We start from the raw sequence: 16,374 nt of genomic DNA, 5'->3' as shown, positions 1-16,374 counted from the left end.
GCGCAATGACATCGGACAGGAAGACTGGAAATGGATGTGCGATTGCCCTTAACGAGTGCCGGAATTTGCCTCGCGCTGCTGATGAGCGCTTGCTCGCCCAGCGACGAGAAGCGTCAGGTCAGCCTTGATGAAAGGACTGCGCAGTTCGAGAAGTCTCTTGATGCGATCCAGGACCCGAAACTCAAGGATGCCGTGGCCGAGCTTGGCGGCTCACTGTTATTGCTGGAGCGCGCACAACTCAAGCTCGACAGCAAACCCGTGGTCGCCGAATACGGCGAAGACGCCCTCGCCGTGCTCAAGCACTACCCTTCGCCGCAGGCCTTGGTCGACACCTACATCAACGGCCTGTTCGTGCTGCACAAAGAATCCAGCTCCGATTACCTGACGGACCTGCAACCGGTGTTTCCTTTCAACTTCAGCATTCCGGCGGCGTTTTTGTTTCCCCATGGCCTGGAATGGCAATCAGTGACCTTGAGCAACAAACGCGTCATCGCCTTCCAGCCGGAATGGTCAGAAACCGATCCCGGCATTCAGCTGAGTCCGTCGAGCTCCAACCTGACCAATCCCGATGATCTGACGGTGGCCTACCCGTTCATCGAAGGCCTCGATGTCGACATCAAGAACCAGCCGCAACCGGTGAGCCTGCAAGGCAAGGTGGAAGTCATTGCGCCGAATCGACTCTATAGTTTCGATCTGACGAAAAAGGACGTTGGCCAGACGCGCGTCAACGACAACCTCAGCGTCAAGTTGCTGAAGCTGACCAACAACTACGCCGAAATCGAGTTCAACAACAGCGCGCCACCAGCCCCCGAGGTAGGGGAAATCCCGCTGAATCCACTGATCGTCCAGGCCAGGGACGTCACGGGGCAATTCCTCACGCGCTCTGGTTCCATCAATGAAACCGCCGAGCAAATTGCCTTCTATCAGCGACAGCTGGAGAAAATGCAGCAACAGAAAGTCTGGAGCGACGCGTTCGAAAAGCAGCTCGACGAAGAACACCGCAACTTCGAAAAACAACAGACCCACCGTTACTCGAAAGTGTATTTCAACGGACCGATCGAAACCCTCGAAGTCAGCCTGCTGGATTTTTCCGCCGCGACGGTGACGCGCAAGGACTTGAACCTGCCGGTCCGGCGCTTCGACCGCACTACCACGGCGAAAACCATCCAGCCGTTGAATTTGCCGGTGGTGGTGTACGACGACCAGGCCCCGACCTGGCTTAAAGGCGCGACGCTGACCGAGGAACAACTGAAAAAAGGTGTCAGCATCACGCAGTCAGTGGAGGACCCCAGCGCTGCGCGAGTCGAGTTCAGTCACCTCAGAACCTTCAATGATGAGCTGCTCGGCACGTCTTTCAGCGCCGGTGATAGCCCGGTCAGTTTTTTCACCGAGGACTCCAGCGGCAAACGCGACGAGCCGATCGAGCTGCCGCCGGAGGCCTATCAAGTTGATCCCCTGCGCGGCACTATCACCTATGACCTGAACCTGTTTCCGGAAACCCCGGCTTACGTCGTGGGTTCCATACCGTTGTTCCTCGCCACGGTGGACCAAAAAGCTTTCGACGCCCATCAACTGCCCAAAGGCCTGGAGCTCAAGGGCAACGCGCTGGTGGTGGATCTGAAAGTGTTTCCCGATCAGGACTGGCGTTTTTTCGCCAGGGACGACAGCGGCAACTACCTCAAGGAAATCCTCGCGGTGACCCACCAGGCGAGCACGGATGGCCCGGCGTTATTCGCCGTGCATTATTTTTACGGTCAACCCACACGCCTGGAAAGCTATCAGCGAACCGACCTCGCCACCGTGCAATATGGTTACGAGGTCAAGCTCGACAAGGCGGATATGTCCCACCTGGCTCAGTAGCCTGTTCAGTGCTCAGGCCGGTATTCGAAACCATTGACGTTCCGGCAACGGCCTCCGTTGATTTCCCGCAGCTGGGCTTGCAGATGCAGGCACCAGATCTGCGGATCATCGGCCAGCTCATAGCCATGCAGCGTCAGGCTTTCAACGATGGTGTCGAGGATGGATTCCGCCACGAAAGGACCATGAAACGGGCCTTGGGCTTTAACGGCTGATGGTTGTTCGCCGGCCATTCCGGCGGCGAAGAGCAACGTCCACATGCCTTTATCCCCAGCCAGTGGACGGACGGCGCATTCGATACGGGTCACAAGACCCAGGCATTGTCGGGTGAGGCAGAGGTTGCGCGACATGGCGGCGACCCTCGGTAGATCCGGTATTCAACCTCCACGGGAAGGCTGTCTCGATCCAGTGATTACTGTCGATATCCCTGAGCAGAGAATAGAAGAAAAGTCTGACTAGCACGTCAAGTAAGACCAGAAGGCGCCGAATGGTCACTGTGTGAAGTTTGGCGTCAGAGTTGTGGCGTTTGTTTGAATACACCGGATAAAAATGTGGGAGCGAGCCTGCTCGCGATGGCCGTGTGTCAGACACCACAATGTTGAATGTCAGACCGCTATCGCGAGCAAGCTTGCTCCTACAAGTAGATCGGTGTGAGCCTCAGATTCAAGCCGGTTTGGCCTCCACCAGCGCTTCGACCGCCATTTCTTTTTCGGCCTCTTTCAGATCTTCCTCGCTGATCATTTCCGCAATCACCCGCAGGCGCTCCACCACCCGGGCGTTGACGCTGCCTTCAGGGAACTCACCGTTCTCATCCGGCTCACCGGCCGGCTCGCCGACCAACAGGCTCAAGGCCTCGTCGGCCTGGCGCACCGCGTAGACGTGGAACTGCCCGGCGCGCACCGCGGCCAGCACTTTCTCGTCGAGCATCAGCGTGGCGACGTTGGCTTGAGGAATGATCGCCCCCTGTTCACCGGTCAGCCCGCGGGCTTCGCAAAGACGGAAGAAACCTTCGATCTTCTCGTTTACTCCGCCTACCGCCTGCACTTCACCGAACTGGTTGATCGAACCTGTGATCGCAAAGCACTGCTTGAGTGGGGTTTTCGACAGCGCCGAAATCAGCGTGCAGGCTTCGCCCAGCGACGCACTGTCGCCATCCACGTAACCGTAGGACTGCTCCAGGGCGATACTCGCGGAAATCGCCAGCGGGAACTCCTGGGCGTAACGGCTGCCCAGATACCCGGTGAGAATCATCACGCCTTTGGAGTGAATCGGCTGACCGAGGTTGACCTCACGCTCGATGTCGACGATGCCGCTGCCGCCCGGATACACCGTGGCGGAAATCCGCGCCGGCACACCGAAAGCCGAGTCGCCGACCTCCAGCACCGTCAAACCGTTGCACTTGCCGACGGCGGCGCCATCGGTGTCGATCAGGATGATCCCGGCCAGCATGTCATCGAGAATCCGCGCCGACACACGGCCGGTGCGGGTCGCCTTGGCCTTGAGCGCTCGCTCGATGTGACCGGCGTCGGTCATTTCGTCATTGGCCAGGTGACGGATGAAATCGGCCTCGCTCACCAGTTGAAACAGATCACCAATCCGCGCCGACAAACGCCCCTGGTGCTCGGCCAGACGCGCACTGTAGGTCGCCAGACGCGCTACGGCATCGGCGGTCAACGGCGCCATGCCTTCTTCCGAAGTACGGGTTTTCAGCAACTGGGCGAACTGCTCCAGACTCTCATCGACCATCGGGATGTCTTCATCGAAATCCACCAGGACGCGGAACATCTCCTGGAAGTCCGGATCGAGGTCTTGCAGCGTGTAATAGAGCGAACGGGCGCCAATGATCACGACTTTGACCTGCAACGGAATGTGCTGCGGATTCAATGTGACGGTGGCAAAACGGCCCATCTCGCCCAACGGCGATTCCATTTTCAGCTTGCGCGACTGCAGGGCGCGTTTCAGCGCGTCCCACACGAACGGCTCGCTGAGCATTTTTTCCGCTTCGAGGATCAGGAAACCGCCGTTGGCCCGGTGCAATGCACCCGGTCGCAGCTGCCGGTACGTGGTGTACAACGCGCCTTGGTCAGTGCTGTATTCGATGCGGCCGAAGAGGTTTTCGTAGGTCGGGTGCGGTTCGAACACCACAGGCGCACCGCCACTGGCCGAATGACCGACCACCAGGCTCGGCGCGTATTGTTCTTCCAGCAATTTGCGCGCAACCGCGTCGGTCTTGCTGTCGTCCACCAACTGCTCGACCACGGTCTTGAGCAAATACACCTGCATCGCTTGCAGGTAACCGCACACCGCGGCGTTCTCGGCGTATTTCTCCGACAACGGCGACAGCAACGGCTGCAGGGCCAAGGTGATGGTTTCTTCGTTGAGGTGGCGCAGTTGATTGCTCGACTCGCGCTTCCATTGCGGCAAACTCGCCAGCTCTTCGTTCAGACGCTCTTCGAGATTGGAAATATCCTCGTGGAAGCGCTCGCGCTCGGCCTCGGGCAATTGGGCGAATTCCGCCTCGTCCAGCGCCTTGCCTTCGAGCATCGGCGTGAACGCAATGTTGCTGGCATCGCGGTAGAGCGCGACGTCTTTCTCCAGCGCCAGGCGTTCGATTATGTCCAGCGCCTTGTCGTAGCGCTGATTGAACGCGCGGTCGATGGCGCTTTTCTTTTGCTGGTAGGACGGGTGTTCGAACACCGCAGGAAAGGTTGCCAGCAGGTTGTCGATCAGGCCGTTGATGTCACCGATGAAGGCACCGGCAGTGCCCGACGGCAGTTCCAGTGCGCGAGGCTCGCGCGGCTCATCGAAATTATTGACGTAAACCCAGTCCGCCGGGGTCTGCAGGCGTTTGCCTTCGGCTTTCAGGTAGCGTTTGACGAACGAAAACCGGCCAGTGCCCGGCTCGCCCATGACGAACACGTTGTAACCGGGGCGTGGCATGGCCACACCGAACTGCAAGGCTTCGACCGCACGTTCCTGGCCAAGCACACCGCGAAAGGGCTCCAGATCATTGGTGGTAGAGAAGCTGAACTGTTCAGCGGAAAACGGACGAGTCAGCGCTTCAGGCGCTAGACGCAAGCTGGCAGCAACAGGATCAGGCATCGGGCTTCCTTACATCAGGCGGGGCAGATAGCGGCATTCTGGCGCTGCCCATACCTCACTTGCAAGGCGCGCCTCAAGGCAAAGCATAGACAACCCACCAGCCCCAGGCGGGCCGGGGCCAAATCAATGTTTACGTTGAATGTTTTGCAAAAAATCACGGAACCCCGGGATCGTGCCTAAACTCCAAACTGCGCGGCTGGACTAATAACCGGCCCAACTGGCGTCAGATAGGCGCCAGCACCCCTTGTCCATTGGTATGCACACAAAGAGAACAAAGCTATGAAACGGATTCTTCTCGGTACTCTCTTCACCGCTGTTTCCATCAACGCCATGGCTCAGGCGCCAGGCGGCCCGGATTGCGGTTGGGGCAACATGCTGTTCGAAGGTCAGCGTGGCACTCCAGCTCACTTCCTGGCATCCACCACCAACGGCACTTCCGGCAACGCGACTTTCGGTATGACTTCCGGCACCAACGGTTGCTCGACCAATGCGTCGCTGACCTATGGCGGCAAATCCTGGTTTGCCATGAATGGCATGATGAATGAACTGTCCGAAGACATGGCTAAAGGTCAGGGCGAAGCGCTGACCACCTACGCCGTGGTACTGGGCGTGGCGCCGGAAGACCGTGCGCACTTCGCCGCTGTCACTCACGAGCACTTCCAGCAGATCTTCAGCAAGGCTGACGTGACCGCGGAAGATGTGCATACCAACACCCTGGCCGTCCTGAAGAGCGATCCTCGTCTGGCCAAGTACGCGACTCAGGCTTAAGCTCGACCGCACCCCGCTTCTTTCGGGAAGCGGGTTTTATTTTTTGGACTTTCGGCCATATCGTCCAATTGTAGGAGCCGGCTTGCTGGCGATGGCATCACCGCGGTGTATCTGAAAAACCGTGTTGATGCCATCGCCAGCAAGCCGGCTGCTACAGAGGACGTTTTTCCGTACCCGTTCTTAATTTTTTTCGACTTAAGTTGCCACCTATGCTCAAACGCCTTGCCTGGCTGGCGCTCTGTGTCTGCGCCCCGCTGTCCGCCGCGCCCCAAATCGACTCTCAACGTTTGCAGCAACTGGCCAACGACCCTTTCTGGCTTTCCCTGGGCCATTACGAAACCGCCAAGCTCGGTGGCTGGCGCAGCTATGTCAGCGACAAGAAATTCTTCCTCGCCGCCGATGGCAACGAACACCCGGACCATGAACTGGCGGCCACCGTGCAAGCGTTGTACGCCCCCGCCAATGCTGGCGAACAGCATGCGCAATGCGTCTACCCTGCCCGCACCCGCTGGCTGAAAGCGCAGCTCAACCTGAGCGATCTGCCGACCCCGCAATGCGCCGAGTTCAAGCAATGGTTCAAGGACGTCTCGCCCCACAGCGCGGTGATGATCTTTCCGGCGGCCTATCTCAACAGCCCGTCGTCAATGTTCGGCCACACATTGCTGCGCATCGATCAGGCTGACGTTCAGGCCGACAAGACTTCGCTGCTCAGCTACGCGATCAACTTCGGCGCTTACATCGAGGGCTCCGACAACAGCATCCTCTACGCGTGGAAAGGCTTGATGGGCGGTTATCCCGGCCTGTTTGCGCTGGTGCCGTATCAGGAAAAACTCTCGGAGTACCGCAGTCTCGAAAACCGCGATCTGTGGGAATACCGCCTGAACCTGACCCAGCAAGAAACCGAGCGCATGGTCGAGCACGTCTGGGAGCTGAAACAGATCCAGTTCGACTATTTCTTTTTTGATGAAAACTGTTCCTATCGCTTGCTGGAGCTGCTGCAAGTGGCGCGTCCGAGTCTGCGCCTGACCGAGCAATTCCCGATCACCGCCATCCCCACCGACACCGTCAAAGCCGTGAAAGAGGCCGGGCTGGTGGAGTCCATCCAGTACCGCCCTTCCCGCGAGCGCGAGCTGCTGAGCCGCGCCGAGCCGTTAACCGACGAAGAACAGCAATGGGTGCTGAAAGTCAGCGCCGACCAGAAACAACTGCAATCACCGGAGTTCAAGGCTCAACCCCGCGACCGTCAGGCGCTGATTATCGATGCCGCCTATCGCCTGGAGCGCTATCGCGCCAATGGTCAGGAACGTGATCCGCAACGGGCTCAGCGCAGCTTCGAATTGCTGCGGGCGATCAACCAGAACCCCGCACCGGAACTCGATATCCCGCAACCCGGGCTCCCGGAAGATGGCCACGAATCGCGCACCTGGCAGGCCGGCCTCGGCACCCGTGGCGATCGCGCGTTTGGCGAATACGGCCTGCGCATGGCCTATCACGACCTCAACGACAATTCGGAAAGTTTTCCGCTCGGCGCGCAGATTGAAATCCTGCAACTGAAGCTGCGCCAGTACGAAGGCAATGACTGGCAAGTGCAGCAACTGGACCTGGCGACCATCCGCTCCCTGACCCCGCGCAATGAGTTGCTGCAACCGCTGTCGTGGCAGGTCACCGGCGGTCTGGAGCGGGTGCCGGGCAAGCATGACGACGAAACCCTGGTCAGCCACGTGAATGGCGGTGGCGGCGGAACCTGGCAACTGAGCGACAACACGCTCGGTTTTGCCTTGGGCACCGTGCGCGTCGAGCACAACAATGACTTCGCCGAATTCATCTCCCCGGCGGCGGGTTTCAACACCGGCCTGCTGTGGAAAAACCCGCTGGGCAACATGAGCCTTGAGGCAAAAGGCGATTTCTTCACCAATGGTGAAGTGCGCCGTAGCGTGAGTCTGAACCAGCAGTGGGAATTGTCGCGCAACCTCGGTTTACGCTTGAGCGCCCAGCGCGAATTCAGCCACTTGGCCACGCCCGAGAATGAAGTGATGCTTGAGGTTAAGTGGTATCACTACTGAAAGATCGCAGCCTGCGGCATTGGAATGCGGTCCCTGTAGGAGCTGCCGCAGGCTGCGATCTTTTGATCTTTCTTTCACACCCCGCTCACGAACCCGCTTCTAGACTTCCCTTACAGGCCATATTGCGGCCCGGGAGTCCAAGATGCTGCGTTGTGCAGTGGTGGTGGGTTTGTTGATGTTGATCGCCGGTTGCCAGACAACCCACGAAGATCTGATCGCCAAAGGTTTTCCACCCGCATTCGCCGACGGTTTCGATGACGGTTGCAGCAGTGGCCGCCAGGCCGCCGGAGCCATCACCGGCGAATTTCGTAAAAACGTCCCGCGTTATCTGAAAGACAAAAACTACGCCGAAGGCTGGAGCGATGGCTTCCGCCAGTGTCAGGCCATGCGCGAAAGCGAGGATCGCGACGACTATCGCAATCGCCATGGGGACGACCGCGACAAAGCCTGGCAGCAACAGAAGGATCAGGACGCAGCACGGGCCTATCGCTCGCCATAGGTCGCTGACAGACATCCGTCGAAACTAAAAGCCTGCAACCATGGCCCAAACCCTATAACGGGAGAACGCCATGAGTCGCGCCTTCGTCAATGAAGATAATGCCGCCGCGCAAGCCGATCAGCCGGTCGAACGGCAGGTCAGCGCGCAGCCCAATTACGTCACACCCACGGGCCTCGTCCAGTTACAGGCGAAAGTAGCCGAGTTGCAGAATTTGCTGGGAGAACTGAGCGCGCAAGGAGAGTTGGCCAACAAGCAGAGAGAGGCCGACTTGCAGCGCGACTTGAGGTATTTCAATCAGCGTCTGCAAAGCGCTCAACTTGTACCGCCCGCTACTTCAACGAAAAAAGTGCAAATCGGCAGTCGAGTGACGTTCGCCGACGAACAGGACACCGAGTTGACCGTGCAACTGGTCGGTGAAGATCAGGCCGACGCGCCGGCCGGCCTGATCAACTGGGGCTCACCGCTGGGCCGGGCATTGCTCGGGGCGCAACTCGGTGACGAGGTGCTATGGCAACGCCCGGCCGGCGATCAGATGATCGAGATCATCCGCATCGAACCGGCTTAAACCACGCCCTGGGCGAGCATGGCGTCGGCGACTTTGACGAAGCCGGCGATGTTCGCGCCCTTGACGTAATTGACCTGACCGTTCTCTTCGCCGTAGTGCACGCAAGCGTGGTGGATCGATTGCATGATCGCGTGGAGCTTGCTGTCCACTTCGCCACCGGTCCACAGCAAGCGCATGGCGTTCTGCGACATCTCCAGCCCGCTCACCGCGACACCACCGGCATTGGACGCCTTGCCCGGTGCGAACAGAATGCCCGCCTCGATAAACAGGTCCACCGCCTCAAGCGTGGTTGGCATGTTCGCGCCTTCCGCCACACAGATGCAGCCGTTGCGCAGCAATGCGCGAGCGGCGTCGGCATCCAGTTCATTTTGCGTGGCGCATGGCAGTGCGATGTCGCAGCTCAGCCCCCATGGATGCTGGCCGGCGCGGAACTCCAGGCCAAAACGAGCGGCCAGTTCACTGATGCGCCCGCGCTGGACGTTTTTCAGTTCCAGCACTGCTTGCCATTGCGCTTCGGTCAAACCGCTTTCGCAGTACAGCGTGCCTTCAGAGTCGGACAGGGAAATCACTTTGCCGCCCAGGTCCATGACTTTGCGCGCAGCGTACTGCGCGACGTTGCCGGAACCGGAGATCGCCACGCGCTTGCCTTCGACGCTCTCTCCACGACGCTTGAGCATTTCCTCGGCGAAGTACACGCAACCGAAACCGGTGGCTTCCGGGCGAATCAGGCTACCGCCGTAGCTCGGGCCCTTGCCGGTCAGCACGCTGGTGAACTGGTTGCTCAGGCGCTTGTATTGACCGAACAGGAAGCCGATCTCGCGGGCGCCAACGCCGATATCACCGGCCGGCACGTCCACGTCGGCACCGATGTGACGGTACAGCTCGCTCATGAAGGCCTGGCAGAAGCGCATGACTTCCGCATCACTTTTGCCTTTCGGGTCGAAGTCCGAACCGCCCTTGCCGCCACCCATGGGCAACGAGGTCAGCGAGTTTTTGAAGGTCTGCTCGAAAGCCAGGAACTTCAGCACACCAAGGTTCACCGAAGGATGGAAACGCAGGCCGCCCTTGTACGGCCCGATGGCGCTGTTCATCTGGATACGGAAACCGCGATTGACCTGCACTTTGCCGTGATCGTCGACCCAGGAAACCCGGAACACGACTGCTCGCTCCGGCTCGCAAATACGCTCCAGGATGCCCGACGTCAGATAGTGCGGATTGGCTTCCAGAAACGGCCACAGGCTGCGCAGGACTTCTTCCACGGCCTGGTGAAATTCAGGCTGGTCCGGGTCGCGTTTTTTCAGGCGGGCAAGGAAGGATTCGACGGATTCGATCATGGAAATGTCTCGGCAAATTTATTGTCGTTGGAGATTTTGAGCCGGACTTTAACAAACGAATCGCGCACAGGAATAGAGCAGAATGTCGCTTTTATGAAATTAAATGGTGCACAGGATATAAATTAATCCTCGTTTCGGAGTGTTTTTGCACCCGAATGGGGATTCTCAATTCGAGTTTTGCACCATCAGATATACCGCTATCGCTAGCAAGCCAGCTCCTACAGGGGCGGTGCAAGGCTCGGGATTGTGAACACCACGAAATCTGTAGGACCTGGCTTGCCAGCGATGAATACATCGCGGTGCCACTGAAAAAAACGCAAAAAAAACGGAGCCCGAAGGCTCCGTTCTTTATGCAACCAACCTGAAATCAGGCCAGCTTCTTGTGCCGTACACGATGCGGCTGAGCTGCCGCTTCGCCGAGACGCTTTTTGCGATCGGCTTCGTATTCGGTGTAGTTACCCTCGAAGAACACCGCTTGCGAATCGTCTTCGTACGCCAGGATGTGCGTCGCGACGCGGTCAAGGAACCACCGATCGTGAGAGATCACAATGGCGGCGCCCGGGAAGTCCAGCAGGGCTTCTTCCAGGGAACGCAGGGTTTCAACGTCGAGGTCGTTGGACGGTTCGTCGAGCAGCAGGACGTTGCCGCCCTCTTTCAGGGTCAGGGCCAGGTGCAAGCGACCACGCTCACCACCGGACAGGTCCTTGACGAACTTCTGCTGATCGCCGCCCTTGAAGTTGAAGCGACCGACGTAGGTACGCGACGGGATCTCGTAGTTGCCGATGCGGATCTGGTCGGAACCGTCGGAGATTTGCTGGAACACAGTCTTGCTGCCGTCCAGGTCTTCGCGGCTCTGGTCCACGCAGGCCAGTTGCACGGTTTCGCCGACTTCGATGCTGCCCGAGTCCGGCGTTTCCTTGCCCATCAGCATGCGGAACAGTGTGGATTTACCGGCACCGTTACCACCGATCACGCCAACGATGGCGCCTTTGGGCATGGAGAACGACAGGTTGTCGATCAACACGCGATCGCCGTAGCCCTTGGTGACGTTCTTGAACTCGATGACCTTGTCACCCAGGCGCGGACCGGCCGGAATGTAGATCTCGTTGGTTTCGCTGCGCTTCTGGAATTCCTGCGATTGCATTTCTTCGAAGCGTTGCAGACGAGCCTTAGATTTGGACTGGCGGGCCTTGGCGCCTTTGCGCACCCACTCCAGTTCTTCCTTCATGGCTTTTTCGTGGGCCGACTGCTGCTTGGATTCGGCAGCCAGACGATCGGACTTGGCTTCCAGCCAACCCGAATAGTTGCCCTCGTAAGGAATGCCCGCGCCGCGGTCGAGTTCCAGGATCCAGCCAGCAACGTTATCCAGGAAGTAACGGTCGTGCGTGATCGCTACCACGGTGCCCGGGAAGTCGTGCAGGAAATGCTCCAGCCAGGCAACCGAATCGGCGTCCAGGTGGTTGGTCGGTTCGTCGAGCAGCAGCATGTCCGGAGCGGACAGCAGCAGGCGGCACAGGGCCACACGACGTTTTTCACCACCGGACAGGAATTCGACCTTGGCGTCCCATGCCGGCAGACGCAGCGCATCGGCGGCGACTTCCAGTTGGCGATCCAGGTTGTGACCATCGCTGGCTTGCAGGATCGCTTCGAGCTTGGCTTGTTCAGCAGCCAGTTTGTCGAAGTCGGCATCTTCGTCAGCGTACGCCGCGTAGACCTCGTCCAGGCGTGCCTGGGCGTTCTTGATCACGCTGACCGCTTCCTCGACCACTTCACGCACGGTCTTGGTCGGATCAAGTTGTGGCTCTTGCGGCAGATAACCGATGTTCAGCTCCGGCATCGGACGGGCTTCGCCCTCGAACTCGGTGTCGACGCCGGCCATGATTTTCAGCAGCGTGGATTTACCCGAACCGTTGAGGCCGAGCACGCCGATCTTGGCGCCGGGGAAGAAGGACAGGGAGATGTTTTTCAGGATTTCCCGCTTCGGCGGAACAACTTTGCCCAGCCGATGCATGGTGAATACGTATTGAGCCATGGAGAACCTAGGGTCAGTGACTGATGAATGATTGGAGCGCAGGCGATGCCCGGGCCAGACCGTGCGCGTTCTACGCTGGACGAGGCCCATGCGTGCGCGCTGAAAAAAGTCTGATTCTAGGAGCTGGAACGCTCCCGCGTAACCGGCAAAGCTACCTGAATGACGGAAGGCCGTCCAGCCGAGCGGGGCTGGCACTTTGCCACAACTCAAGGCATGCTAGCCGCCCTTCGGGCGTCCGGCTTATAGTGCACGTCGCGCCAGTCCAGCCAAACCGCAGGATTCAAGTTTGTCCAAAGTCCCTCCGTCCCTGACTACCAGTGCACCGACTGTGGCGCCCGGTTCACCCCTGCGTGGAACATTGAAAGGCGCGTTGGCGACGCTCGTGCTTTTGCTGCTGGCATTGATGTTCTGGCAGTTGCTTGATCAGTTGCGCGAGACCCAGAAAACCCAGCGTCAGTACACCATCGACTACACCGCCGACCTGGCCGCGCAAGTCAGCCTGAACATGGCACTCAACGCCCGGATCGCCCTTAATTTATTACCGATCGTCGAACAGCCTCAGAGCGACGACGAACAGCAGGAGTTACTGCGCAAGCTGCAAAAATCCTTGCCCGACCTGCTCAGCCTGGCGTTGCTCAGCCCCTCCGGAGCCATCCTCTCGGATAGCGCGACTAACAGCGAAGACGCCGACTATCTTAGCGAGTTGGTCCGACGCAGCCGTGCCCAGACCCACTATTACAGCAACGCCATCGACGGCTCGGTGGTGAATCTGTTGCTGCATCAAGCCAGTGGTAGCACCCGTGGCTACTGGATCCTGCGCCTGAAGCCGACGTATTTCTCATCACTGACCAATCTAAACGAATACGGCATCCGTCCGCTCTGGCTGGTGGAAAACCGCCTCAATCACCAGATCATCAGCCGCGATGCCGCGCTGCCGCAGGTCAATCCGGGGACGTTGACCCAGGACGATCTGGCCAACAGCGTGCTGACCGTTCCGCTGAGCAGCAGCGACTGGCAACTGCGCGGGTTGTTCGATCGCCAGCGAGTCCTCGAAGAACTGCTGCCCGCCTTCATAGGCAAATGCCTGCTGGGCCTGGCCTTCTCCATGCTGCCGTTCATCGTCCTGCTGAACATGCGCCGTCGCCAACGCCAGTTGCATGAGGGACGTCGACGATATCAGGAAATTTTCGAAGGGACCGGCGTGGCGCTGTGCGTCCTCGATATGTCCGGCCTAAAGAGCGCCTTCGACAAGACCCGATTGCAAAGCAACGAACAACTGCAAGCATGGCTGGAGGACCCGGAACAGCGCCGGCAATTGCTGCAGGAGTTGCGCATTACCGAGGTCAACCAGGTCGCGCTGCAACTGCTCAACGTCAATACCTGCGCACAAGCCTGGACACTGCTGATCGACGGCAACCCGCTGGACGGCAGCGCCATCGGCAATCAAGTGCTCGAAGCGGTGCTCACCCAACAGAAAAAACTCGAGCTGGAAATCAAACTGCAGGACGCCCTCGGCCGCGACCTGCACCTGTGGCTGGTGCTGCGCCTGCCGGAAAGCCTTGAGGACTATAGGGCGGTGATCCTCAGCATCACTGACATCACCAGCCGCAAACTCACTGAGCTGTCGCTGCTGGAACGAGAAGGCTTCTGGTCCGATGTTGTGCGCACCGTGCCGGATCACCTGTACGTACAGGACGTCATCAGCCAGCGCATGATCTTCAGCAACCACCATTTGGGTCAGACGCTGGGCTACAACCGAACCGAATTGCAGCAGATGGGCGAGTATTTCTGGGAAATCCTCCTGCACCCCGAAGACGCCGACTATTACCACCGCTCGCGTCAGATCCAACGGCAAGCGGGTTACAGCCAGTTGATGCAGTGTCAATTGCGTTTTCGTCATCGGGACGGCGAATGGCGTCGCTTCGAGATTCGCGAACAAGCGCTGGCAAGGGACAAGCATGATCAGGTCACGCGAATTATCGGCGTGGCCAAGGACATCACCGACCAGATCGAGGCCAGTGAATCGCTGCGTGACAGCGAACAGCGTTACCGGATGCTCGCCGAAAGCATCAGTGACGTGATTTTCTCAACCGATAGCCGGATGGCACTCAACTATGTCAGCCCTTCGGTGCAAGCGGTGCTGGGCTACGACGCCGAGTGGATTTTCCAGAACGGCTGGCAATCGACCATCGCCAACCCGCAGCAGCTGAGCGGTATCTACAGCTTGATGGACCGGGTCAGCAAAGCGCTGGATCAACCCGATCAACTGGCGTTGATGCGCAGCCAGGTGCAAACCCAACTGTATCTGTTCGACTGCCTGCGAGCTGACGGACGCAAGATCCCCATCGAGCTGCGCCTGGTGCTGGTCTGGGACGAACACGGCGCCTTCGAAGGCGTGCTGGGGGTAGGTCGCGACATCAGCCAGCAACGCCGGGCCGAAAAAGATTTGCGCATGGCCGCCACGGTTTTCGAACATTCGACCTCGGCAATCCTGATTACCGACCCGGCCGGTTACATCGTCCAGGCCAACGAAGCTTTCAGCCGTGTCAGCGGTTATGCGGTGGAACAGGTGCTCGACCAGTTGCCGAACATGCTCACCGTCGACGAGCAGCAGGACGCCCATCTGCGTTATGTACTCAAGCAATTGAATCAGCACAGCACCTGGGAAGGTGAAGTGTGGCTCAAGCGTCGCAATGGCGAGCACTACCCGGCCTGGGTCGGCATCACCGCGGTGCTGGATGACGAAGGTGATTTGGCCAGTTACGTGTGCTTCTTCAGCGACATCAGCGAGCGCAAGGCCAGCGAGCAACGGATTCACCGCCTCGCCTACTACGACGCCCTGACGCACCTGCCCAACCGCACACTGTTCCAGGATCGCCTGCACACTGCGCTGCAGCTTGCGGAACGGCAGAAGTCCTGGGTGGTGCTGATGTTCCTCGACCTCGACCGCTTCAAACCGATCAACGACTCCCTGGGTCACGCCGCCGGCGATCGCATGCTCAAGGAAATGGCCACGCGCCTGCTCGGTTGCGTTGACGATGACGACACCGTGGCGCGCATGGGCGGCGATGAATTCACCTTGCTCCTGCAACCGCGAGCCAACCGTGAAATCGCCTTGAACCGGGCGGTTCACGTGGCTGAACAGATTCTTGCCAGCCTGGTGAAACCGTTCGTTCTCGAAGGCCGCGAGTTCTTCGTCACCGCCAGTATCGGCATCGCCCTGAGCCCGCAGGACGGCGATGAGCTCAGCCAGTTGATGAAGAACGCCGACACCGCGATGTACCACGCCAAGGAGCGCGGCAAGAACAACTTCCAGTTCTACCAGGCGGACATGAACGCCAGCGCCCTGGAGCGCCTGGAACTGGAAAGCGACTTGCGCCACGCCCTGGAGCAGGACGAGTTCGTGTTGTATTACCAACCGCAATTCAGCGGCGATGGCAAACGCCTGACCGGTGCCGAAGCCCTGCTTCGCTGGCGTCATCCGCGACGTGGCCTGGTGCCGCCCGGGGATTTCATTCCGGTGCTCGAAGAGCTGGGCCTGGTGGTGGATGTCGGCGATTGGGTGATCAGCGAGGCGTGCCGCCAGCTCAAGAGCTGGCATCAGGCCAAAGTGCGGGTGCCCAAGGTGTCGGTGAACATTTCCGCCCGGCAATTTTCCGACGGGCATCTCGGCATGCGCATCGCCACGATCCTCAAGGAAACCGGCCTGCCGCCGGCGTGCCTGGAGCTGGAGCTGACCGAAAGTATCCTGATGCGCGAAGTCAGCGAGGCGATGCAGATCCTCGACGGCCTGAAAAACCTTGGCTTGAGCATTGCGGTCGACGACTTCGGCACCGGTTATTCATCGCTCAACTACCTCAAGCAGTTCCCGATCGACGTGCTGAAAATCGACCGCACCTTCGTCGATGGCCTGCCGTCGGGTGAACAGGATGCGCAGATCGCCCGGGCGATCATCGCCATGGCCCACAGCCTCAACCTCGCGGTGATCGCCGAGGGCGTGGAAACCCAAGAGCAACTTGATTTCCTGAGGGAACACGGTTGCGATGAGGTCCAGGGCTACCTGTTCGGCCGTCCTATGCCGGCCGACAAGTTTGAGGTGCAGTTCAGCAATGATGCCCTCTTCATGTTCGACTGACGCTCAGCGTTGCACCTGA

10 protein-coding genes are annotated in these 16,374 nt (G+C 59.2%); 6 read left to right on the top strand and 4 right to left on the bottom strand.

The features are described from left to right. The first annotated feature begins 30 nt into the window (after positions 1 to 30). Positions 31 to 1,860 carry a hypothetical protein gene (locus tag NL64_RS11565; RefSeq protein ID WP_034148218.1) on the top strand — a complete coding sequence of 610 codons (1,830 nt, stop codon included), beginning with the start codon at positions 31 to 33 and terminating at the stop codon, positions 1,858 to 1,860. A 5-nt stretch (positions 1,861 to 1,865) separates the two neighbouring features. On the opposite strand, the gene NL64_RS11560 is transcribed toward NL64_RS11565, so the two are convergent. Together NL64_RS11560 and NL64_RS11555 are read right to left on the bottom strand one after the other, a co-directional pair. Next, a complete protein-coding gene (locus NL64_RS11560; RefSeq protein WP_034148217.1) occupies positions 1,866 to 2,207 on the bottom strand; it encodes a hypothetical protein in 342 nt (113 codons plus the stop codon). 313 nt (positions 2,208 to 2,520) lie between these two features. Continuing rightward, the gene (locus NL64_RS11555) at positions 2,521 to 4,959 is read right to left on the bottom strand and encodes a Lon protease family protein (RefSeq protein ID WP_034148216.1); all 2,439 of its coding nucleotides are present in this window, start codon (positions 4,957 to 4,959) and stop codon (positions 2,521 to 2,523) included. Between the two features lie 279 nt (positions 4,960 to 5,238). On the opposite strand from NL64_RS11555, the gene NL64_RS11550 reads away from it, so the two are divergent. The 4 genes from NL64_RS11550 (at position 5,239) to NL64_RS11535 (ending at position 8,854) form a co-directional block, all read left to right on the top strand. Further along, positions 5,239 to 5,727 carry a DUF3015 domain-containing protein gene (locus NL64_RS11550; RefSeq protein WP_020798660.1) on the top strand — a complete coding sequence of 163 codons (489 nt, stop codon included), beginning with the start codon at positions 5,239 to 5,241 and terminating at the stop codon, positions 5,725 to 5,727. A gap of 209 nt (positions 5,728 to 5,936) precedes the next feature. After that, on the top strand, positions 5,937 to 7,790 hold the full coding sequence (locus NL64_RS11545) for an Lnb N-terminal periplasmic domain-containing protein (protein WP_034148215.1): 1,854 nt from the start codon (positions 5,937 to 5,939) through the stop codon (positions 7,788 to 7,790). Positions 7,791 to 7,932: 142 nt separating this feature from the next. Next, the gene (locus NL64_RS11540; protein WP_034148214.1) at positions 7,933 to 8,289 is read left to right on the top strand and encodes a hypothetical protein; all 357 of its coding nucleotides are present in this window, start codon (positions 7,933 to 7,935) and stop codon (positions 8,287 to 8,289) included. Between the two features lie 70 nt (positions 8,290 to 8,359). After that, the gene (locus NL64_RS11535) at positions 8,360 to 8,854 is read left to right on the top strand and encodes a GreA/GreB family elongation factor (protein WP_034148213.1); all 495 of its coding nucleotides are present in this window, start codon (positions 8,360 to 8,362) and stop codon (positions 8,852 to 8,854) included. Here NL64_RS11535 and gdhA read toward each other — a convergent pair. Next, on the bottom strand, positions 8,851 to 10,188 hold the full coding sequence (gene gdhA, locus NL64_RS11530; RefSeq protein WP_034148212.1) for an NADP-specific glutamate dehydrogenase: 1,338 nt from the start codon (positions 10,186 to 10,188) through the stop codon (positions 8,851 to 8,853). The two genes, NL64_RS11535 and gdhA, sit on opposite strands and share 4 nt — an antisense overlap. A gap of 367 nt (positions 10,189 to 10,555) precedes the next feature. Then, positions 10,556 to 12,220: an energy-dependent translational throttle protein EttA gene (gene ettA, locus NL64_RS11525; protein WP_034148211.1), complete on the bottom strand. Its 1,665-nt coding sequence runs from the start codon at positions 12,218 to 12,220 to the stop codon at positions 10,556 to 10,558. A 286-nt stretch (positions 12,221 to 12,506) separates the two neighbouring features. On the opposite strand from ettA, the gene NL64_RS11520 reads away from it, so the two are divergent. Then, the gene (locus NL64_RS11520) at positions 12,507 to 16,355 is read left to right on the top strand and encodes a sensor domain-containing protein (protein ID WP_052321242.1); all 3,849 of its coding nucleotides are present in this window, start codon (positions 12,507 to 12,509) and stop codon (positions 16,353 to 16,355) included. Positions 16,356 to 16,374 lie beyond the last annotated feature (19 nt).

Origin of the sequence: Pseudomonas fluorescens, assembly GCF_000802965.1 — a bacterium.
GTDB lineage: Bacteria > Pseudomonadota > Gammaproteobacteria > Pseudomonadales > Pseudomonadaceae > Aquipseudomonas > Aquipseudomonas fluorescens_A.
Note: the sequence above shows the minus strand (reverse complement) of the source record. Positions and strands in the feature narration are given on the sequence as shown.